Source organism: Sporosarcina aquimarina, from assembly GCF_033253705.1.
In the GTDB taxonomy this organism is placed as follows: Bacteria; Bacillota; Bacilli; order Bacillales_A; family Planococcaceae; genus Sporosarcina; species Sporosarcina aquimarina.
The window spans coordinates 1-22267 of sequence record NZ_JAUBDH010000015.1; the positions used below are offsets into that span (position 1 = coordinate 1).

Here is a 22267-nt window from a genome sequence, read left to right on the forward strand (position 1 = left end):
GCATCATTTAAGATGTCTATCAGATCGTTCGATCTGTTTGTGTTTGTTCCGCCGGCAGAGCCGGTTTCCCAAACGATAATTCGTTGACATTTTGCTGTTCAGTTTTCAAGGTTCATAGTGTTTATTATATTTTTATGTTGTTTTAGCAACTTTTACATCATAACATGGTGTATTCATCGTGTCAACAACTTTTTAAAAAATAATTACTTGCCCTTTGAACGTTTCATTGCGTTCCGAAGGACAAGTAATAATATACATCAGGTCGTCTATAGTTTGCAAGCTTTTTTTGAAATTAAATTGACTTTTTTTTACGACCATCGATAACGAAGAGAAGAATCCCCAGTAATACAACGATTCCCCCTGTTATTTGAGCAGTACTTAAACTTTCATTGAAGATGTAATACGCCAATATAGACGCCCCTACAGGTTCAAAAAGAATCGCAATTGAAATCGCATTTGTGCTCACCCACTTAATCGCCCAGTTAAATAATGTATGCCCAAGTAGGTTAGGTATTAGCGCAAGAAGCACGAACCACATCCAATCGGATTGAGAATGAGGTCCAAATGATTCTCCTTTCAGTAGTACATAGAAGAAAAGTGTAACTGAACTTATAGAGTACACTACAAACGTATATGTAATTAACGACAATCGCTTTCGCACATCTTGTCCGAATAACAAATACGCTGTTATGAGCGCGCAGCCAATCAAAGCCAAGACATCCCCATAGAAAGCAGTTCCTCCTAGTTGGAAATCTCCGAAGCTAATAATAACGCTTCCAGAGATAGCTATCACTGCAGATAGTATCGTTTTAAAAGACAATCGCTCTTTAAAGAAAAAGTAAGTACCTGCGAATGCAAAAATTGGTTGTAAAGTCACTAATACAGTCGAACTTGCTACAGATGTATAATTTAACGATTCAAACCAAAAGATAAAGTGGAATGCTAAAAATATTCCTGCAAGTGCCGAAAAGATCCAATCCCTTTTTGTAAGTAATGATATTTCTTTCCGGTATTTCAATAAGAAGATCGGTAACATAAAGAGAACTGAGAAAAACATTCGATAAAATGCCGTTACACCTGCTTCTGCGGATACCAGCTTTACAAAAATCGCTGAAAGCGCAACAGATATAACACCTATAATGATAGGTATTGAAGGATGAATCGCTGGTTTGTTCATGAAAAACACATCACTTTCTTTCTATTGAAGATTAAATCCCCTTACATTCGGATATAGCAATTAGTATATCATGTATAACCGTTCTAAAAATTCGGCATTTAGTGGACTTCGCTATTTCCCCAGGAACTGTTGTACACTAAGAACACTAACGTACATCTTGTTACTAAAGGAGCTCAAGTTATGAACAATTGGATGAGTCTATTAAAGAACGGAAACAAACCTGCCCTTTTAGCTGCAATCGTTAACATTGTTATTGCCGGTTTAAAGGCGGTAGCATTTTTCCTTACAGGAAATGTTGCGATGTTCGCTGAAATGATGCATTCGATTGGAGATGCAGCCAATCAGTTATTCGTATATGTAGGCTCGGCTTTGTCTAGAAAAGCACCTACTCCAAAATATCCGAATGGTTTTGGAAGAATTGTAAACCTGGTCTGCTTGGGAGCCGTACTAATCGTGGCCATTCTTTCTTATGAAACTATCGTGGGAGGGATTCATCATATTCTCCACCCTACAGAAAGCGGCGGCTTATGGATTAACCTCAGTGTATTAGGTATTGGTGTCGTATTAGAATCCTTTGTATTATTCAAAGCCTCGAAGGAAGTGTTGCATGATGCAGGAGTTGAAGCGAAAGGATTTTCATCTTTTACAAAGAGCTTTGCTCATCTAAAGAAAGCAAAACCACCCACAAAATTAGTCTTTATGGAAGACTTAGTTGCAACTAGTGGAGGTTTGATTGCAATTATTTCTGTACTGCTTGCTCACTTCTTTGGCTGGTTCGCATCCGAAGGTGTTGCTTCCATTATTATCGGTATCATGATGTTTTATGTGGTTGGAAAAGTGTTTTTGGAGAATGCAAGAGGTGCTATCGGAGAGACGGATGAAGAAATGTTAACACATATTTCTCACCTTCTTGCTGAAGATCCAGATATAGTAGACATTCAGCGTGTTGAGGTAGTAAAAGAAGGTGAGTTTTTACATGTTGAAATCATCGCAGAAGTAGCTACTTCAAACACAGTCGATTATGTACTCAAAGTGAAGAATCGTTTGCTTACTACAATTTTGAACCAGAAAGGCATACAAGATGCGATTATTTCTTTAGTCGGTGATGACGGAGTACAATCTTGGACAGGTTCAAACAGTTCTAACCTTATAGAAAATCGAGCTAAACTTCCTGAATGAAAAAAGCGAGCCAACTTTACAATCAGTTGGCTCGCTTTTTGTTGTTTACAACGAATTCGTCAATATTTTTACAACATCCTCTTTGTTAAGTTTCGCAAAGTTCCCCAATGGACCTCTTGCTGCAGCTTTCTCAGCCATCAGATCGATTTTAGAGTCATCGATATCAAAATCTGCAAGTTTTCTCGGTGCTCCAATTGAACTCCAGAATTCCTCTAACTTGTTGATCCCTTCTAAAGCAGTTTCTTCATCTGTTTTACCAGTAGAATCTACACCAAAGGCTTTGACCGCTAACTGAGCATATCTCTGAGGGTTTAAATGCATTGTATAACGCATCCACTCTGGGAATAGAATGGATAACCCGCCTGCGTGTGGAATGTCATAGATTGCAGATACCGCATGCTCGATATCATGGGTTCCCCAATCGCCTGTATATCCCATGCGTAAGAAACCATTCAAGCCCCATACTCCAGCAAGCATCATCGTTGCTCGCAGATCATAGTCATTAGGCTGATCTACTACTTGAGCACCCGTGCTGATTAATGTACGAAGCGCACTTTCACACATCTCATCTTGGAATGGCGTATTGGATGATTCATTGAAATATTCCTCAAATATGTGAGACATCGTGTCTACAATTCCGTTAACCGTCTGATCGCGCGGAACAGACATTGTGTAAGACGGGTCTAAAATTGAGAATTTTGGATAGTTAAGTGGTGTTCCCCACCCATATTTTTCTTGAGTTTCTTCATTAGTTATCACAGATCCTGCGTTCATTTCCGAACTTGTTGCAGACAATGTCAAGACAGTCCCAAATGGAAGTGCTTCTTGAGGTGTTGCTTTTTGAATAACAAAGTCCCATGGATTGCCGTCATATTTAGCTGCAGACGCAATTAACTTCGTACAGTCAATTACAGAACCTCCACCTACAGCAACGATTACGTCAATGTCTGCGCGTTTACAAAGATCAGCTGCTGCAATTGCAGTTGACAACCGTGGATTCGGCTCTACTCCGCCAAATTCATGAACAGTCATTCCGCCCTCTTTCAAGACATTCATGACGTCATCATAGACTCCATTTTTCTTAATGCTGCCACCGCCATAAACAACAAGAACATTTTTGCCGTATTTTTTAAGTTCTTCTGCTAAGTTTGATACTTGGCCTTTACCAAATAACAACTTCACTGGATTTTGAAAGATAAAGTTATCCAATTCGATCGCCTCCTCAGACTAATTCTATTATGTTTTACAGATGTGATTGGTGCAACTTATTGGTCCTATTGTATCCATAAAAAAGAGCGCTCCATAACTCGGAGCGCTGCTTTTCCACTACTTATGCCCAACCACGGAAACGTGAAGCTTCTGCAGTTTTGCGAATACCAATCATATAAGCAGCAAGACGCATGTCAATACCGCGTGTCGTCGCTTGAGTATATACGTTTTCAAACGCAGTAACCATTTTTTCTGTCATACGCTCACGGACAAGTTCTTCTGACCAGTAGTACCCCATATTGTTCTGAACCCATTCGAAGTACGAAACGGTAACTCCGCCAGCACTTGCCAATACGTCAGGAACTAAAAGGATTCCACGTTCAGTAAGAATTTTTGTAGCTTCACTTGTTGTTGGACCATTTGCTGCTTCAACAACAATGTTTGCTTTGATGTTGTGTGCATTATGCTCAGTAATTTGGTTTTCAATCGCAGCTGGAACTAGGATATCGCAATCCAGTTCTAAAAGCTCTTCGTTCGTCAATGTATTTTCGAACAATGTTGTAACTGTTCCGAAGCTATCACGACGATCAAGTAAATAATCGATATCTAAACCATCTGGATCGTGTAAAGCTCCATAAGCATCTGAAATACCAATTACTTTAGCCCCTGCATCATATAAGAACTTAGAAAGGAAGCTTCCTGCGTTACCAAAGCCTTGGATAACTACACGAGCACCTTTCATATCGATTCCGCGGCGCTTAGCAGCTTCGTTGATAATAATTGTTACACCTTCTGCAGTTGCACGGTCACGACCTTGTGATCCACCGAGAACGATAGGTTTTCCTGTAATGAATCCTGGTGAGTTGAATTCGTCAATTCGGCTATACTCATCCATCATCCATGCCATGATTTGTGCGTTTGTGAAAACGTCTGGTGCTGGAATGTCTTTTGTTGGCCCCATAACTTGAGACAACGCACGGACATACCCGCGACTTAGACGTTCCAATTCATCCATCGACATTTCACGTGGATCACAGACAATCCCGCCTTTACCGCCGCCATATGGAAGGTCAACGATTCCAGCTTTCAATGTCATCCACATAGATAGTGCACGCACTTCATCTAGTGTTACGTCAGGGTGGAAACGAACCCCACCTTTAGTTGGACCAACAGCATCGTTATGCTGGCCGCGGTATCCAGTGAAAACTTTCACTTTACCGTCATCCATTTTAATCGGAATGCGCACTTCAGTCATGCGCATAGGTTCTTTTAGTAAATCATACATGCCTTCATCGTAGCCCAGCTTGTCAAGTGCTTCTTTGATAACAACTTGTGTGGATGTGAACAGATTCAGGTTTTCAGTCATTGTAATGGCTCGCCTCTTTGTTTAATAATGTTTTTTCCTTATTCATCGTATCATACCACCGAACATATGTGGGAAGGTTTTTTAGTTTGCAAATACACTTTTGATTTTTTCAAGTGCCCAGTCAAGTTCTTCTTTAGTAATGATAAGTGGTGGCGCAAAACGGATGACTGTATCATGAGTTTCTTTACAGAGCAATCCAAGTTCTTTTAACTTTTCGCAATATGGACGAGCTTCTTCAGTTAACTCCATTCCAATGAATAGACCGCGGCCACGTACTTCTTTAATTACTTCGTTTTCGATCTTCTGTAGTTCTTCTTTAAAGTAGTTACCAAGTTCAAGAGACTTATCCGCAAGCTTTTCGTCTTTCAATACATCTAGAGATGCGATTGAAACAGCACAAGCCATTGGGTTCCCACCAAATGTTGAACCATGAGATCCAGGGTTGAATACTTCTAGAATTTCCTTATCTGCAACCACACATGAGATTGGGAATACTCCGCCGCCCAGTGCTTTACCTAGAATATACATATCCGGTTGTACGTCTTCCCACTCACATGCAAACATTTTACCAGTACGGCATAGTCCTGCTTGAATTTCGTCTGCGATGAACAGTACGTTATTCGCCTTACAAAGCGCGCGGGCTTTTTTAAGGTAGCCCTCTTCCGGAATGATAATTCCTGCCTCACCTTGAATTGGCTCGATGATGAATGCAGCTGTATTCGGAGTAATCGCTTTTTCTAATTCATCAATATCGCCATATCCTACAAGTTTAATACCTGTAAGCATTGGACCGAAACCACGCTTGTATTCTGGGTCAGATGAAAGTGATACTGCGCCCATTGTACGTCCGTGGAAGTTGCCTTCGCAGCCAATGATTTCCGCTTTGTTTTCTTCAACGCCTTTGACATCATATGCCCAACGACGAGCAGCTTTGATAGCTGTTTCTACAGCTTCTGCACCCGTATTCATTGGTAAAGCCATTTCTTTTCCTGATAGTTCAGTTATTTTAGCATACCAAGGACCCAACTGATCGCTGTGGAATGCACGAGATGTAAGAGTTACTTTGTCTGCCTGATCTTTAAGTGCTTGAATGATTTTCGGGTGACGGTGTCCTTGGTTCACTGCAGAGTATGCAGAAAGCATATCCATGAATTTGTTCCCTTCCGGATCTTTTACCCATACACCTTCTGCTTCTGAGATAACGATTGGTAGTGGATGATAGTTTGGTGCACCATACTTATTTGTTTGTTCAATCACTTGTTGAGATACTGACATTCAAATTCCCTCCTCGATTAGGTATGTAAATACAGCGCCTGTCTTTGACAGGCGGCTGTTTGTTATCGTCTTACAACATTTCTGAAGTTGTCTTACCTTGCATGTGAAGCTGCAAGTAGTCTGGGCCACCTGCTTTTGAATCTGTACCTGACATGTTGAATCCGCCAAATGGCTGGTATCCAACGATTGCACCTGTGCAACCGCGGTTAAAGTACAAGTTACCACAATGGAAATCTTCACGAGCCTGTTCGATGTGCTCACGGTTAGTTGTGATGACAGCGCCAGTCAAGCCATAATCCGTATCATTTGCCATTTCGATTGCTTCCGTGAAGTTTTTCGCTTTAGCAAGTGCTACGAATGGACCGAATACTTCTTCCTTCATGATACGAGCTTCAGGAGCTACGTCTGCGAATACAGTCGGTGCGATGAAGAATCCTTTAGAGCTATCGCCTTCTCCGCCTGCAACAAGACGACCTTCTTCTTTACCAATTTCAACATAGCCCATGATTTTGTCAAACGCAGCTTGGTCAATAACTGGTCCAGCGAAGTTAGATTGGTCAGTTGGGTCGCCGTAAGTCAACTCTTCAGTAAGTTCTTCTACGCGAGCAACAACTGTGTCATATACATCTTCGTGAATGATTGCGCGTGAACATGCTGAACATTTCTGTCCGCTGAAGCCGAATGCTGATTTAACGATAGATTGCGCTGCAAGCTCAAGATCTGCTTCGTTGTCAACAACGATTGTATCTTTACCGCCCATTTCAGCGATTACACGCTTCAACCAGATTTGTCCTTCATTTACTTTAGAGGCACGTTCGTAAATACGAGTACCTACATCACGTGAACCTGTGAATGATACGAAACGAGTGCGTGCGTGATCCACTAGGTAGTCACCGATTTCAGAACCTGAACCTGGTACATAGTTTACTACGCCTGCAGGCATTCCAGCTTCTTCAAGTACTTCCATGAATTTATAAGCAACAACTGGAGTTGTTGAAGCTGGCTTCAATAGTACTGTGTTTCCTGTTACAAGTGCAGCTACTGTTGTACCTGCCATGATTGCGAATGCAAAGTTCCATGGAGAGATAACAACGCCAACACCTAAAGGAATGTAGTCAAAACGGTTGAATTCGCCCGGACGGCTTTCTACTGGCATTCCGTCTTTCAAGCGAAGCATTTGACGGCCGTAGTACTCAAGGAAGTCGATTGCTTCAGCAGTGTCTGCATCTGCTTCGTTCCATGGCTTACCAGCTTCTTTTGTTAATAGCGCTGAGAATTCCATTTTACGGCGACGCACGATTGCAGCTGCTTTGAAAAGAATGTCTGCGCGCATTGCTGGTTCTGTCTTTCTCCAAGTATTGAAAGTTTCGTCAGCAACTTTCATAGCTTTTTCTGCAATATCTTTACTTGCTTTAGAGACGTTACCGATAATTTCTTCTTTGTTCGCAGGGTTGAATGATACGAGCTTATCGTCAGTCATGATACGCTCTCCGCCTACGATTAGGGGATAATCTTTACCAAGATAAGCTTCTACTGTTTTAAGTCCTTCTTGGAATGCTTTTTTGTTTTCTTCAAGTGAAAAGTCTGTAAATGGCTCATGTTTATATGGAATCATGAAAATCCTCCTTTTAGTGAGTGTGCAAATAATATTTGCACTTAGTTGTTAATTACATTTATAATAATGCAAGATAATGTTGCACATTGCAAGTAATATTGTTTAATAGACGAAAAAAGATAGGCGGTGGCATCCGATGAGTCAATTTGAGGAATCACTCTTCCCTTTTTATGAATTCGCTGTACAACATGCAGGAGTTGGAATCCACGCTGTAAACAGCGATGGAAGAACGGTTATTTACAATGACAAAATGAAAGAAATTGAAGGGTTGGATTTAGAGGATATACGGGATTTGTCGATATTAGAGTTGTTTAACTTTAGACAGCAGCCGAGCACCCTGATGGAAGTACTGCAAACGGGAACAGAGCAATTGAACATAAAACAAACCTATTGGAACCGAAGCGAAACTGAAATCACAACAATTAATAATACCTATCCGATTCGTAGTAATGGTGTTTTACTGGGTGCAATTGAGCTTTCCCACGACGTGACAGCATTGGAGAAGTTTGTACTTGAACCATTAAAGAAAGACCGCGATCCGATTTTGCTGAATCATATTGTAGCTGAATCCGATTCCATGAAGAAAATTATTGCAACCGCAAAAAAAGCAGTTCGCGCAAAACTTCCCGTCCTCCTGATTGGAGAAGCAGGAACTGGAAAGGATTTAGTCGCTCAAGGAATCCACCATGAACTTCCACAGATGGATTCCTCGTTTTATACGCTTTATTGCAATCGATCTGATAACCAATCCATTGATCGACTCGCTACAGAGTTAGCGACAGATTCTCCCTTCACGCTATTTTGCGAACGAATCGATTTTTTATCCATCGATCTTCAAAGAAAGTTGTTGGATGTCTTAGAAAACTCTGACGTTCACAAAAGGCAATTCATCGCAAGCATCGGTGAAGACCCTGTCGAACTCATATCTGCAGGGAGTTTGTTGAAAGAGCTTTACTATTTTTTCGCGTCTTTCACTATTCACTTCCCTCCTTTACGGGAGCGAAAAGAAGACATTCTGCCATTCGTTCACCTGTATTTGGCTAGACGGAAAGAAAGCTTAGGGACAGTGCTGGACCATGTAACTAAGGAAGTTGAAGAGCTGTTCCACTCTTATTCCTGGCCCGGTAATATGAGAGAGCTTGAAATGTTATTAAACGAGGTAGCTTCACTTGCTTCGTCCGAGACAACAATTACTGTCGATATGTTACCACAGCATTTCAGAAGCAAAAGTAACGGTGCTGGTGATACCCCTTCACTTATACCGGACTTCATAGCGGCGGGTGGACAGGATTTACTTCCACTCGACAAGTTTATGAGAGAAGCGGAGTCCTATTATTTAGAAAAAGCGCTGCGCATTAACGGCGGTAATATTACCCGGACTGCAAATGCACTTTCAATGAGCCGGCAAAACTTACAGTATCGTCTTCGAAAAAACAAAAAAGGAGAAGAGGCGTAATGCCCTTCTCCTTTTTAATACCCTGACTTGTCAATCCAATCCCTCAGTTTGTCTTTAAGGGAGTTGAAACCTTTTTCATCTTGCTCGTCCACTCGTTCTTGTAAAGATTTACGAGGACGGTTGAATTTTTTTACTGGTGTTGGTGCTTCTTCTAAAGCGCGGATGGATAAGCTGATTTTTTTATCCGTGTCGTCAACGTCTAACACTTTTACAGTGACTTGCTGTCCGACGGATAAATGTTCATGAATGTCTTTGACAAATCCATAAGTGATTTCGGAAATGTGAACGAGACCTTGAGTCGTCTCATCAAGAGCTACAAATGCACCATAAGGTTGAATGCCTGTAACTGTACCTGACAGTTCTTCACCCGCTTCATATTTACCTGTCATGTGAACAGCTCCCAATTCTGTTTTGTATATCTGAAATTGCCATTAAGGCCACTTTCAGTATACCATTTGAATGCTTTAGGAGCAAAAGATAGTCTTTTAGAGTCTATTGATGAATTATGTAGTAAATCATAAAGATATGATGCACTTGGCTTCGTATTTCACTGCTAGTAGTTTATAGGAAATTTGCATGCATTCCTCTAATGGAATCCATAGCGAGTAGGAACGCTCATATATTTCCCTAATTCGTTTCGCCATATCTGTCGGATGATCCAACAACTGGAGTTCAGCGACAACATCCGCTATTTCAAGGTCATATGCATGGGGGCCTGCAGAGAAGGGATCCCAATCTTCTAACAATAGAGCTGCTTTTTTATTCATTTCCATAGTTTGCACGTAAAGTCACCTGATTTTTTGTTTTTATTTATGATAGCATAGGAATGAAAAAGAAAATAGACTTAGGGGGATACATATGAAAGAATTTACAAATTCAGTAAACAGAAGAAATACATCTTCTATGAAATGGGATCGAATGGATCGTATATATGGAATTGAAAATACAGAAGATCTATTGCCAATGTGGATTGCCGATATGGATTTCGCTGCACCAGAACCAGTACTTGAAGCGTTAAGGGACCGTTTAGAACACGGCGTCTTCGGATACTCGTATGTATGCGAAGACTGCAAAGATGCTATTCGTGAATGGTTATTGAAAAAGCATGATTGGCAGACTGAGAATGATTGGATGTTATCCCATCACGGAGTTGTTCCAGCAATTGCCTCTGTTGTGGAAACTTTGACTAGTGAAGGCGATGGCATACTGATTACTCCGCCTGTTTACCCGCCATTTTCAAGTATCCCTATACTGCAGAAGAGAAATTTAGTCGAATGTATACTTATCGAAAAAGAAGGCTCGTATGAGATTGATTTCGAAAAGTTCGAAGAATCCTTACAAAAAGATGTCAGATTATTCATTTTTTGCAACCCTCATAACCCCGGTGGGATTGTTTGGAAAGAAGATGACTTGAAAGAAGTGGTACGTCTTTGTGCAAAATATGATGTGCTAATCTTGTCAGATGAAATCCACGCAGATTTGATATTTGCGCCGTATAAACACTCCCCACTTCACGTAGTTGCAGGTGATGAAGCAAATCGAATTATTACGTGTGTTGCTCCAACTAAAACGTTTAACCTGGCAGGTATTCAAGCAGCTATGATGATTATTCCAGATGAAGACCTGCGTGAACAATTACGCGACAATGGAATGGCACATGGTCAAATGGAATTAAATGCTTTTGCAAATGCAGCCCTTAAAGCAGCCTATCGTCATGGTGAACCTTGGCTTGAAAAGCTGTTGCAAACCGTTTCTGACAATATGGATTACGTGATTGAGAATGTTACTGCTGCGGTTCCTGGTGTATCGATTACAAAGCCTCAAGGTACGTACTTGCTTTGGATTGACTATAAAGGAACTGGATTATCCGAAGAAGAAATGATGGACAAGCTATTGAACAAAGGCAAATTAGCACTTGAACCAGGTACAAAATACGGAGAAGCAGGTCGAGGTTATTTACGTATGAACGTTGCCACTCCCCTATCTACTGTACAAGAAGGTGTTCAGCGTTTTATAACAGCAATGAACGATTAATAGAAAAAACAGCATCCTCACGTGTGAGGGTGCTGTTCTTGTTTTTCGCACGCTTCTTTGCGTTCACGTAAAATGCGCTCTTCCAATTCTTTCGTTTCCAATTCTTGCTTTTTCGAGTTGCGCTTGATCCACATGAATGTCAGCACAAGTAAAACCATGAAGAAAGCGAAGGAAATGGCCGCAGGGATATATTCTGATTTGTCTTCCGGAAAATACAGGAAGGGCATTAGAAATGTCACCATGGATTACACTTCCTAACCTGAATAGTTTTCTTTTGATTATTCGCCTTGAACTTCGATTGACTCAATCTTAACATCTTCTTTTGGCTTGTCTTGAGCACCTGTTTTCACATTTGCGATGTTGTTGACAATGTCCATACCTTCAATAACTTGTCCGAAAACCGTGTGCTTCTGGTCAAGGTGAGGTGTACCGCCGCGTTCAGCATAAGCATCAGCGATTTCTGCTGGCCATCCGCCTTGTTTCAGCTGCTCTGCAGATGCTCCAGAGTTAGATGCTTGAACGATGAAAAACTGGCTTCCGTTTGTGTTAGGTCCAGCGTTAGCCATTGATAATGCTCCGTTAAGGTTGAAAAGATCCATAGTGAATTCATCTTCGAAAGAACCACCGTAAATACTTTCTCCACCCATACCTGTTCCAGTCGGGTCTCCGCCCTGGATCATGAAGTCTTTAATGACACGGTGGAAGATAATGCCGTCATAATAGCCATCTTTAGCGTGTGTTAAAAAGTTTTTAACTGTTTTAGGAGCTTTTTCTTCAAAAAGCTTGATTTTGATTGGGCCAAGCGTGGTATTCATAGTAATAAGTTGTTCTCCTGCTGCTACTTCATTAGATAATTGCGGGTACATTTGAGAATCCTCCTTAGGAATCGTTTTTTCGGGCTCATCGGTCAGACTCGGCGCATCCTTAGACGGCGTCGATTCTTTCTCTTCTGCATCTTGTTTTCCGCAAGCGGATAAAACAAGTATTAACGCTAAAGATAACATGAGCAAGTAAAATTTTTTGTGCACATTTCTCACCCTAAATTAGTTTACCACACGAGACGTATAAATCGAACTACGAGCACTTGACTTCCTTCGAGTGTCGAATTGTTTTATACTACTCAAATACAGCATTTAGAGAGGGAAGGTCTCCAATGGATATTCAAAAAAGAAATTTCATCATCATCTGGATTTCAAACTTTCTAGTAGCAGGGACCATGACGATGATCATGCCCTTCTTGTCACTATATATCGAAACGTTTGGCGACTATTCAGATGCCTATGTCCAGAAATGGTCAGGTCTCGTTTTTGGCGCTACGTTCATCAGTGCACTTATTATGTCTCCAATATGGGGCAGAATTGCTGACAAATACGGTTTTAAGCCGATATTAATCATTAACGGATTCGGAATCGCGATCTCAGTATTCTTAATGGGATTCATTCACTCAGTCGAAGCATTTTTCATCCTGCGCCTGCTTAACGGTGTAGTTACAGGCTTCATCCCCACTTCTCTTGCTTTCATCTCCGCTAATACTAAACGTGAAGAAGCTGGCAAGCGGTTAGGTACTCTCCAAATGGGCAGTGTCACAGGTACATTATTCGGACCGGTGTTAGGCGGACTATTAGCAGATGCTTTTGGTTTCCAATATACATTTGTCATTACTTCCATCTCCGTTATTATTGCAGCTCTCATTATTATCTTCGGGATTAAAGAACAGCATAAGTTGAAAAATGTTAGTGGCGTTGTGTATTCTCGCAAAACGATCCTAAGCAGTCTGATCCATCACAGGTTAATGTTGAATGTGATGGTGGTTACAGCACTCATTCAGATCGGTAACTTTAGTATTCAGCCATTACTGTCCTTATATGTTGCACAGCTGACAGATGCGAAAGATGTTGCCTTTTTGGCAGGGATCACATTTAGTGCAGCGGGTGTCGGGAACTTATTATTTGCCCGTAAATGGGGCAAGCTCGGTGATGATATCGGTTATGAGAAAGTACTCGGTTTTTTACTTCTCTTATCCTTCATCTTCATTATTCCTCAAGCATTCGTCGGCAGCTTATGGCAGCTCGTGATCTGGCGTCTGTTGTTCGGTATTTCAATGGGCGGAATGATTCCTATTACCACTGCACTTGTGCGAAGGGAAGCACCACTCGATATACAAGGCGAAGTAATGGGCTACAATACTAGTTTCCGCTTCTTAGGAAATATTATCGGTCCGATGTTCGGTGGTATAGTTAGTGGTTTTGTCGGCATTTCATCTGTGTTCATCTCAACAGGGGTGCTATTCCTACTCGGATTTGGATTCCTCTATTATGCAAAACGAAAACCAGACCAAGATTTCGAACATTTTTTATCTGACTCACAAGACAAAGATTTGTAAAAATATAGCACACTCCCCCTATGGGAGTGTGCTATATTTTGTATAGGCAGATAACTGTAAGGAGGAACTGATTGTGAGACAGCTTGCAGGGTTTGCTGTTGCTTTACTAAGTCTTCCGCTTCTATTTTGGCTTCAACAAGGAGTCGCTGCGGAATGGACAGAGGCGAATGCATATAAAGAACAAGTGGAAGAAACCATCGAACTTTCTACCCCTGAAGTGACGATTCCGGTCTCTCTTTACGATCGTAATGGTCATTTGTTTGCTGAGGAGTATACTGAATGGCGAGATCCCCTTCCTTTAAACGAGATCCCATTATTTGCAAAACAACTTTTTCTAGAAAGTGAAGACAAAGGATTCTACGAACACCGCGGATATGATGTAGCCGCAATCGCGCGAGCATTTGCAGTAAATGCGAATTCAGACGGATTGAGTCAGGGCGCTTCTACAATTACTCAGCAGATCGTTCGGATGCGCTTCCTCTCCCCTGAAAAAACGTACGAACGTAAATTTAAAGAGATTATGTACGCTGCTGAATTAGAGAAGCAGTCGACAAAAGATGAAATTCTAGAAATGTACATGAATGAAATGTATTTTGGGAATCAGGTTTACGGAATTGGCGCGGCGGCAACGTATTACTTTAGCAAGCCGTTAACCCAATTAACCGAAGCTGAGATGGCTTTCTTAGCAGCAATTCCTAATAATCCGTCATTGTACGATCCTTTGAAACACTTCGACCGAACGAAAAAACGCCAAGAACGATTACTTCAAGTGTTGAATACGAATCAGGTGCTCACTGCTGAGGAAATGACTGCAGCACAAAATTCACCCATTCAGCTGCATGTGAAACAAAAGAACAGTCATTTCCCTGCCTATCATACATATGTACTCGATGAGCTTAAACGGCTCATCAGTGAAAAGGATGGTTTTTCAGCACAATTGCGAACAGCAACTACTCAAGATGAAAGAAAAGCAATTCAATCCTCCCTTTCAGCACGGCTTTCTGAAGTGATCAATGCCGGTGTTCGAATAGACACTGCGTTAAATCCGACTAAACAGCAGCGTGTAGAACAACGGATTTCATCCACATTAAATGGCAGAGGAATTCAATCCGGGGCAGCTATTGTTGACAATGGGATGAGAGAACTCGTCAGTGTGTATGGAGGTTTCGGATATCAGAAGTCGGATTTCAATCGTTCGTTTCAAGCTGTTCGGCAGCCTGGTTCAGTTATTAAACCTTTGCTCGTCTATGCACCTTATTTAGAAAGCGGTTCTTCTACGGAAAACTCACTCATCGATGGAAGCGCTATTTGCATTGGGACATTTTGTCCGGACAACTTTGGAAAGTATCAGTATGGAGTAACGACAGTTAAAAAGGCGTTCAGCAGAAGTTATAACACAACCGCTGTCCGGATATTCCAACGCGTCGGAATTGAGGAATCCTTTGCACATCTAGCTCCTTTTGACTTCCAGCACATCACAAAACGTGATCATCAATATACAGCAGCACTCGGCGGATTCGAACAAGGTGTCACTCCTTATGAAATCGCCAATGCGTTCACCAGCTTTATAGACGGCAGTTTCAAACCTGCACGTGCCATCCGTTCTGTAAAAGACCGTCAAGGAAATGTCTTATACGAGTGGAATGATGAACGTCAATCCGTTTGGTCAACAAAGACGACAAACAACGTCCGATCCATGATGAAGGAGACTGTATTAACCGGAACTGCACAAGGTGTTCCTTATGCGACCAGTTATACGGGTGCAAAGACAGGTACAACGAGTAATTACAAAGACTTGTGGGTTGCGGGGATGAACGATCATTACACAGCAGCTATCTGGATGGGCTATGACCGGCCCAATTCGCTGCAAAAAGAAAGTAAACAAAAAACTCATCTGCAATTATTTTCTGACGTTCTTCAAGACTAGCTGCCAATCGGCAGCTAGTCTTTTTCAATCTCTGGGATACTTGCAGTAATGCCATTATATAAACGCAATAAAATATATACGACACCTGAAAGTAAAACCGCCCAAACAATGATCTCGAAAAATATAATTCCAATGATTGCTGACAACGGAAACTGATGATGCAGCTTATAAGCGCGATAGACAAAATACGTAAATGTTACTGCAAGAAACACAAGACCAAGCCACAAAATCGATTGGATGGCTGCAACTGAGACTAATGCTCCAAAAAAGTAGATGAGTTTGCCGCCCCTGTCCTCCGATATGTATTGAACAGGTGTGTCCGTTTCCGGAATTGTCTTATAAAAGAACAACATGGCTGTATCATGTATCGTAGTTGCAATGAGTTTAAGCGCACTAAAAACCATAAAGAAAAATAACGCATAAATTGTCAATAAAAATAAGCGGAGTTGGGTGTCTGTCAAGAATTCCAGTAACCCATTATATAATCCGATCTGTCGAAATAAGACGAGCGAGTAGCCAACGGTATAGACACCAAATGTTAAGCTGAACAACATGATTGTAAAGAAAGGCAAATAACTAAATAAATACGGATTTTTCATGGTACACCTCAGAGTAACGGGTTATTTTTACTGCTTTAATTCAGTGTCTCTATAATATAGGAAGAGATTGATTTCCCGCAATCCTTTTCAAGTGCCCACAGTGCAAAAGCCAATGTTTTACGTTATACTTTATACCAATGTCAACATCTTGTTAGTACTAGGAAGGAGGATTTTTAGTGGAATTTGTTTGGTTCATTTTCTTGCCGGCTCTTGCAGCGCTGTTTATACCGATGCTGTTCCGCCGTATCGCTGGCATACATACAGGCTGGTTTGTGCTGCTTGTTCCAGTCGCGCTGTTTATCTATTACATCACTTACTTACCACTGACAGTTAGTGGAAAACATGCAGTTTCTTCAATCGATTGGATTCCCTCACTAGGAATCTCTTTTGTCTCCTATTTGGATGGCCTCAGTCTTCTCTTCACACTTCTCATTACTGGGATCGGTGCGTTGGTTGTACTGTACTCGATTTTCTATTTAGATCGGCATAAAGAAAATCTAGGTAATTTCTATGTATACTTACTGCTTTTCATGACTGCAATGCTTGGCGTTGTGCAATCTGATAACGTCATTTCATTGTATCTGTTCTGGGAGTTAACATCGATTTCTTCTTTCCTATTGATCGGTTATTGGTATACACGGGATGGTTCACGATTTGGTGCATTAAAATCGATGATGATTACCGTCGGCGGCGGATTAATGATGCTCGGGGGATTTGTAATTCTTGGGATCATGGGAGATACATACTCGATTCGTAAATTGATCGCTACGCTTCCGGATTACTCTGGTGATCCTTTGTTCACTTTGGCTGCGGTCTTATTGTTATTTGGCGCTTTTACAAAGTCAGCCCAATTCCCATTTTATATTTGGCTGCCCGATGCAATGGAAGCACCAACTCCTGTCAGTGCCTATTTGCACTCGGCAACAATGGTTAAAGCGGGATTATATTTAGTCGCGCGTTTCACACCGATTTTTGCAGAGTCGTCTGTTTGGATCTGGCTCGTTTCCGGCATTGGCTTGCTGACCTTAATGTGGGGTTCTTTCTTTGCTGTAAAGCAAACGGATTTAAAAGGAATTCTTGCGTTTTCAACAGTTAGTCAGCTTGGACTTATTATGTCTTTACTTGGCGCGGGTGCCATCGCTTACCATACGGATGATCCCCTCTTCCGCTTAGCAATGTTCGCTGCACTTTTCCACTTAGTGAATCACGCTGTATTTAAAGGCAGTTTGTTCATGATTGCTGGAATCGTCGACCATGAAACTGGAACCCGAGATATTCGTAAACTGGGTGGTTTGATGAGCATTATGCCCATCAGTTTCACAGTAGCGTTCATTGGCGGCTTATCAATGGCAGGTATTCCTCCATTTGGCGGCTTCTTAAGTAAAGAACTCTTTTTAGATTCGATGGTCGCATTGACTCAGTTCGATCTTTTCAACTTTGACACATGGGGCATTTTGTTCCCGATTATTGCGTGGGTTGCAAGCGTATTCACATTTGTCTATAGTTTCTACTTTGTCTTTAAGACATTTGCTGGAGAGAAAAAGTTGGACAAGCTGCCGCAAAAGCCGCACGAAGCACCAATTGGCATGCTGATTTCACCGATTATTTTGGCGCTCACTGTGATTGTCCTATTCTTCATTCCGAACACAATCGGGAAATGGATTGTCGCGCCAGCAGTAATGGCAACACAGCCTCAGCTATACAACTTGCCGTCGGAGGCAGCTGTACATGTAGAAGCATGGCACGGATTCAAATCAATTCCTCTATGGTTGACGGTTGGCGTCATTATAGTGGGTTCATTACTTTTCATGACTCTGAAAAAGTGGCGCCCAGTCTATGCGCTTCAACCAAGTAATTTATCGTTGAACGCTCTATACGACGGCATCATGACGTTTTCTGAAAAAGGAATGAACCGAATTTCCCGGTTCTTTATGACAGGTGTTATCCGTACGTATCTAATTTACATGTTCGCATTCTTCTCAGTCATGACGATTGCAGTTTTGTTTGCTAAAGGTGCGTTCGAATTAGATATGAGCAGTCTTTCACCGATTACGCTGTTTGCCGTGCTGAATGCGATCGTTGCAATTTTAGGTACAGGTATGGTGATTATGTCTAAAAACAGAATCTCCGCCATAATTGCGTTAGGTGCAGTTGGGTATTCTGTTGCGTTATTCTTTGTTCTCTTTAAAGCACCTGATCTTGCATTGACTCAGCTCGTTATCGAGACGATTTCTGTTGCCCTATTCTTACTGGCTTTCCGTCATCTCCCTGCTTTAAAAACGCATGGTGAAACGAAACAAAACAAGTTGGTAAATGGGATTGTGGCACTCGGAGTGGGGATTTCAGTAACACTGGTTGCGTTGTCTGCGAACTCCAATAAGTTAATACCGAGTATTTCGCAGTTCTATAAAGATACAGTCCATACAGAAGCAGGCGGCGGAAATATTGTAAACGTCATTCTTGTCGATTATCGTGGTTTCGATACTTTGTTTGAAATTGCTGTATTGTCGATAGCAGGAATCGCAGTACTAGGAATGATTCGCCTTCGCTTAGCAAGAAAGGAGTCAGATGATGAGAAAGAATAATGTTATTTTACAAACGACTACAAAAGTCACATTCTTTATCATTTTCCTGTTCTCCATCCATATTTTCTTTGCGGGACACTTTGCTCCTGGAGGCGGATTTGTTGGCGGACTGTTAACAACCGGGGCCATTGTTTTACTATTACTGGCGTATGACCTGGAAACGATTCAAGCCACGCTGCCGTTCAACTTCACAATCGTGATTGGCATCGGGCTGCTTCTTTCTCTAGGGACTGCAGCGGGTTCGATTTTCTTTAATGTCCCGTTCTTCACACATGCATTCGGACATTTCATGTTACCGCTTTTTGGTGACACGGAGCTGCATACTGCGATGATTTTTGACGCTGGTGTTTACCTTGTTGTCGTTGGCGCTGCCATTACAATCATCCAGTCGATTGGAGGGGATGAGTAATGGAATTACTCATGGCAATAGTTGCAGGATTACTATTTACAGCTGCAATTTACTTAATTCTTTCTAGAAGTCTTATAAAAGTGGTGCTTGGTACCGGCTTGTTAAGCCACGGGGCTCACTTGCTCATTTTAACGATGGGCGGCCTTGGAGGAGGCGCTCCTCCTGTACTAGCGGACGGTGTGACCGACTTAGCTGATCCTCTGCCGCAAGCGCTGATCTTAACAGCAATTGTCATTAGTTTTGGAGTGACGGCATTCATTCTCGTATTAGCTTACCGTACGTATGCAGTCCACAAAACAGATGATTTGAATTCGATGAAAGGAAATGATGAGCATGATTAACCTTCTATTATTTCCGATCATTATTCCGTTCTTCTTCGCGATTCTTTTGTTATTTTTCAAAGAACACGTACGAACTCAACGGGTACTCACCGTTATCGGACTGAGTGCAAGTATCGTTTTCTCATTTATACTCCTAGCGAAAGTTAAACAGGACGGAATCCAAACGGTAACACTTGGCAGCTGGCCGGCCCCGTTCGGTATAACGATGGTTTCGGATATGTTTTCAGCGTTACTTGTAACGTCAACACTAGTGATCACGTTACTCGTATCAATTTATAGCTTTTCCTCGATTGGCATAGAGCGCGAACGTTTTTTCTATTATCCTGCGATTCTTTTCATGATCACAGGTGTGAACGGCGCCTTTACCACAGGTGATATTTTTAACATGTTTGTATTTTTCGAAGTACTGCTCATTGCCTCTTATCTTCTTATTGTGCTTGGAGGAGAAAAGAGACAACTGCGTGAGTCTATTAAGTACATACTTGTAAATGTTATTTCGTCGGCGTTCTTTGTCATTACGATTGCTTATCTATATTCAGTTGTTGGAACGCTCAATATGGCAGATATCGGACAGAAGATTGCAGACATCGGTCAGCCGGGAATTGTTTCGGTCATTGGCGTCCTGCTCCTCATTATTTTCGGAATCAAGGGCGGAATCTTCCCTTTGTATTTCTGGATGCCTGGGTCGTACGCTGCACCCCCTGTTCCGGTACTTGCACTCTTTGGTGCGTTACTTACTAAAGTCGGTGTGTACGCCATCACACGTACGTACACATTGTTCTTTGTACATGACTTGGCATTCACCCATACCATTTTGATGGTGCTTGCATTGCTGACGATAGTTGCCGGATGTATTGGCGCTCTTGCCTATTTCGATTTGAAACAAATTATCATCTACAACATTCTGATTGCAATCGGTGTTATTTTGTTCGGAGTTTCTCTGATGAACGAAGCTGGGATGCAAGGTGCAGTGTTCTATTTAATCCATGACATGCTCATTAAAGGGGCATTGTTCCTCATCATCGGGATTATCATTTATGTAACTGGCACTTCAAACTTACGACAAATGGGCGGTCTCATTAAAACCCATGCACCGCTTGGATGGCTATTCCTTATTGCAGCGTTCGGTCTTGCAGGAATTCCGCCTCTAAGTGGATTCGTCGGTAAGTTACTCATTGTTCAAGGCGGATTCGAACACGGGCAGCTTTTTGGAACCATCGTCATTCTTGCTTCCAGCCTGGTCGTTCTGCTATCTGTCATTCGGATTTTCATCTACGCGTTTTGGGGAGAACCTGTCCCATTGCAGCAAACAGATCGCAAAGTATATCACCGAATGATGTTCCCTGCTGTCCTTCTCGTCGCTTTGTCCGTTCTATACGGAGTCGGAACTGAGTGGATCTTCCCGTACGTTTCAGATGCAGCTCATGTGCTGCTCGATCCGTCGAGCTATATTAACGCCGTGTTAAAGGAGTAGATCACGTTGGCATTTCAAATATTATTGAATTTCTTCATCGCAATTATGTGGGTGCTCATCACGGCGTCCTTCACCCCTTCGACTTTTGTCATTGGCTATTTAATGGGGATATTGCTAATCATTCTGACACGGCGCTTTTTCAATCAACGTCTCTATTTCGGACGCCTATGGGCTTGCGTGAAACTGGTGCTGATCTTTTTCAAGGAACTGATTTTATCCAACATATCAGTAGCTATGCTAGTTTTGAAGCCGAAGCTTGAGATTCAGCCGATGATTTTCGCCATGCCGACTGTTCTGGAGAAGGATTGGGAGATTACACTGCTTTCTAGTTTGATCACGTTGACGCCGGGTACAATCGTCGTCCATGTATCCGATGATCAGCGGACACTTTACGTCCACGCCATCGACGTTGACGATGTGGAAGAAGCCATCAGTTCCATCAAACAGTCATTTGAAAAAGCGATCTTGGAGGTGAGCCGCACATGAAGATTTTCATATGGATTTGCTTAATCATCGTCTTCTTGTCGATGCTCGGGACACTTGTTCGAGTATTTAAAGGTCCCTCTACTCCAGACCGGCTTATCGCATTGGATGGAATTGGAGTCATGCTCATTTCCATAATTGCATTGCTGTCGATTCTATTCGATACGATATTTTTCATAGATGTCATCTTGCTCATTGCGATTATGTCCTTCATCGGGACTGTATCGTTCTCGAAATTCATCGAGAAAGGAGCGATTATAGACCGTGACTCTCATCGCTAATCTAATTATCGCGTTATTCATTCTCGTCGGTGTGTTCTTTACAGTCGTGACGGTTGTCGGGATATTACGGCTTCCTGATGTTTATACACGTGCCCACGCTGCTTCAAAAAGTGCTACACTTGGTGTCCTCGGGATATTGATTGGTGTATTTCTTCACTTCTGGTGGATAAAAGGGCATTTCAGTATTCAGCTATTACTCGGCAGTGTGTTTTTATTCATCACCTCTCCAGTTGGCGGTCACTTAATGAGTCGCGCCGCTTACATGTCTGGCGTCAAGCCCACGGAACTTACTGTCGGAGATGATCTGGCAGAAGCGATTGGTGAACAAAAATCCCATGAAGAAGAATAACAAAAAGAGGCTGGGACAAAACTAGCTCATATGAAGTAAAAAAGCGAATCCTCACTTGAAATTCAGTGAGGATTCGCTTTTTCTTGTCATGAATTCCTATTTTCAGTCTGGTTAACTGTTCATAG

Annotated in this window: 22 protein-coding genes; 12 read left to right on the forward strand and 10 right to left on the reverse strand. The window is 41.9% G+C overall.

Annotation, left to right across the window (positions count from 1 at the left end; translation table 11 throughout):
- Positions 1-292: 292 nt before the first annotated feature.
- Positions 293-1177, reverse strand: coding sequence for a DMT family transporter (locus tag QT716_RS15870; RefSeq protein ID WP_317937141.1), 885 nt, complete (start codon positions 1175-1177; stop codon positions 293-295).
- Positions 1178-1357: 180 nt separating this feature from the next.
- Between QT716_RS15870 and QT716_RS15875 the strand changes: the two genes are divergently transcribed.
- On the forward strand, positions 1358-2356 hold the full coding sequence (locus tag QT716_RS15875) for a cation diffusion facilitator family transporter (protein ID WP_317937142.1): 999 nt from the start codon (positions 1358-1360) through the stop codon (positions 2354-2356).
- A gap of 45 nt (positions 2357-2401) precedes the next feature.
- On the opposite strand, the gene QT716_RS15880 is transcribed toward QT716_RS15875, so the two are convergent.
- The 4 genes from QT716_RS15880 to pruA form a co-directional block, all read right to left on the reverse strand.
- Positions 2402-3565: an iron-containing alcohol dehydrogenase gene (locus QT716_RS15880; RefSeq protein WP_317937143.1), complete on the reverse strand. Its 1164-nt coding sequence runs from the start codon at positions 3563-3565 to the stop codon at positions 2402-2404.
- 121 nt (positions 3566-3686) lie between these two features.
- On the reverse strand, positions 3687-4931 hold the full coding sequence (locus QT716_RS15885) for a Glu/Leu/Phe/Val family dehydrogenase (protein WP_317937144.1): 1245 nt from the start codon (positions 4929-4931) through the stop codon (positions 3687-3689).
- Positions 4932-5012: 81 nt separating this feature from the next.
- Positions 5013-6206, reverse strand: a complete 1194-nt coding sequence (locus tag QT716_RS15890) for an ornithine--oxo-acid transaminase (RefSeq protein ID WP_317937145.1) — start codon at positions 6204-6206, stop codon at positions 5013-5015.
- A gap of 70 nt (positions 6207-6276) precedes the next feature.
- Positions 6277-7821: an L-glutamate gamma-semialdehyde dehydrogenase gene (gene pruA, locus QT716_RS15895; protein ID WP_317937146.1), complete on the reverse strand. Its 1545-nt coding sequence runs from the start codon at positions 7819-7821 to the stop codon at positions 6277-6279.
- Positions 7822-7957: 136 nt separating this feature from the next.
- Here pruA and QT716_RS15900 point away from each other — a divergent pair, with 136 nt between their 5' ends.
- A complete protein-coding gene (locus QT716_RS15900) occupies positions 7958-9277 on the forward strand; it encodes a sigma 54-interacting transcriptional regulator (protein ID WP_317937147.1) in 1320 nt (439 codons plus the stop codon).
- A 14-nt stretch (positions 9278-9291) separates the two neighbouring features.
- Here QT716_RS15900 and yugI read toward each other — a convergent pair whose 3' ends face one another.
- Both yugI and QT716_RS15910 read right to left on the reverse strand, forming a co-directional pair.
- The gene (gene yugI, locus QT716_RS15905; protein ID WP_317937148.1) at positions 9292-9666 is read right to left on the reverse strand and encodes a S1 domain-containing post-transcriptional regulator GSP13; all 375 of its coding nucleotides are present in this window, start codon (positions 9664-9666) and stop codon (positions 9292-9294) included.
- A gap of 126 nt (positions 9667-9792) precedes the next feature.
- The gene (locus QT716_RS15910; protein WP_398293842.1) at positions 9793-10044 is read right to left on the reverse strand and encodes a DUF1871 family protein; all 252 of its coding nucleotides are present in this window, start codon (positions 10042-10044) and stop codon (positions 9793-9795) included.
- 91 nt (positions 10045-10135) lie between these two features.
- Here QT716_RS15910 and QT716_RS15915 point away from each other — a divergent pair, with 91 nt between their 5' ends.
- Positions 10136-11311 carry a MalY/PatB family protein gene (locus QT716_RS15915; protein WP_317937150.1) on the forward strand — a complete coding sequence of 392 codons (1176 nt, stop codon included), beginning with the start codon at positions 10136-10138 and terminating at the stop codon, positions 11309-11311.
- Positions 11312-11328: 17 nt separating this feature from the next.
- Here the strand turns inward: QT716_RS15915 and QT716_RS15920 are convergent, their stop codons facing one another.
- Positions 11329-11553, reverse strand: coding sequence for a hypothetical protein (locus QT716_RS15920; protein ID WP_317937151.1), 225 nt, complete (start codon positions 11551-11553; stop codon positions 11329-11331).
- 36 nt (positions 11554-11589) lie between these two features.
- Entirely contained in the window at positions 11590-12339 is a 750-nt protein-coding gene (locus QT716_RS15925) for a peptidylprolyl isomerase (protein ID WP_317937152.1), read from the reverse strand.
- Between the two features lie 125 nt (positions 12340-12464).
- Here QT716_RS15925 and QT716_RS15930 point away from each other — a divergent pair, with 125 nt between their 5' ends.
- Both QT716_RS15930 and QT716_RS15935 read left to right on the forward strand, forming a co-directional pair.
- Entirely contained in the window at positions 12465-13694 is a 1230-nt protein-coding gene (locus tag QT716_RS15930; RefSeq protein ID WP_317937153.1) for an MFS transporter, read from the forward strand.
- A gap of 73 nt (positions 13695-13767) precedes the next feature.
- Complete coding sequence (locus tag QT716_RS15935; RefSeq protein ID WP_317937154.1) at positions 13768-15621, forward strand: transglycosylase domain-containing protein; 1854 nt, start codon at positions 13768-13770, stop codon at positions 15619-15621.
- Positions 15622-15635: 14 nt separating this feature from the next.
- Here the strand turns inward: QT716_RS15935 and QT716_RS15940 are convergent, their stop codons facing one another.
- A complete protein-coding gene (locus QT716_RS15940; protein ID WP_317937155.1) occupies positions 15636-16220 on the reverse strand; it encodes a DUF5366 family protein in 585 nt (194 codons plus the stop codon).
- A gap of 176 nt (positions 16221-16396) precedes the next feature.
- Here QT716_RS15940 and QT716_RS15945 point away from each other — a divergent pair, with 176 nt between their 5' ends.
- The 7 genes from QT716_RS15945 to mnhG are packed head-to-tail and all read left to right on the forward strand — an operon-like array spanning position 16397 to position 22142.
- A complete protein-coding gene (locus tag QT716_RS15945) occupies positions 16397-18805 on the forward strand; it encodes a Na+/H+ antiporter subunit A (protein ID WP_317937156.1) in 2409 nt (802 codons plus the stop codon).
- Positions 18792-19214 carry a Na(+)/H(+) antiporter subunit B gene (locus QT716_RS15950; protein WP_317937157.1) on the forward strand — a complete coding sequence of 141 codons (423 nt, stop codon included), beginning with the start codon at positions 18792-18794 and terminating at the stop codon, positions 19212-19214. The genes QT716_RS15945 and QT716_RS15950 overlap by 14 nt, the downstream gene beginning before the upstream one ends.
- The gene (locus tag QT716_RS15955) at positions 19214-19555 is read left to right on the forward strand and encodes a Na(+)/H(+) antiporter subunit C (RefSeq protein WP_317937158.1); all 342 of its coding nucleotides are present in this window, start codon (positions 19214-19216) and stop codon (positions 19553-19555) included. Before QT716_RS15950 ends, QT716_RS15955 begins: the two co-directional genes overlap by 1 nt.
- Positions 19548-21029: a Na+/H+ antiporter subunit D gene (locus tag QT716_RS15960; RefSeq protein ID WP_317937159.1), complete on the forward strand. Its 1482-nt coding sequence runs from the start codon at positions 19548-19550 to the stop codon at positions 21027-21029. The genes QT716_RS15955 and QT716_RS15960 overlap by 8 nt, the downstream gene beginning before the upstream one ends.
- Positions 21030-21035: 6 nt before the next feature.
- Entirely contained in the window at positions 21036-21515 is a 480-nt protein-coding gene (locus QT716_RS15965) for a Na+/H+ antiporter subunit E (RefSeq protein ID WP_317937160.1), read from the forward strand.
- Positions 21512-21793 carry a Na(+)/H(+) antiporter subunit F1 gene (locus QT716_RS15970; protein WP_317937161.1) on the forward strand — a complete coding sequence of 94 codons (282 nt, stop codon included), beginning with the start codon at positions 21512-21514 and terminating at the stop codon, positions 21791-21793. The genes QT716_RS15965 and QT716_RS15970 overlap by 4 nt, the downstream gene beginning before the upstream one ends.
- Positions 21777-22142 carry a monovalent cation/H(+) antiporter subunit G gene (gene mnhG, locus QT716_RS15975; RefSeq protein ID WP_317937162.1) on the forward strand — a complete coding sequence of 122 codons (366 nt, stop codon included), beginning with the start codon at positions 21777-21779 and terminating at the stop codon, positions 22140-22142. Before QT716_RS15970 ends, mnhG begins: the two co-directional genes overlap by 17 nt.
- Positions 22143-22267: the final 125 nt, after the last annotated feature.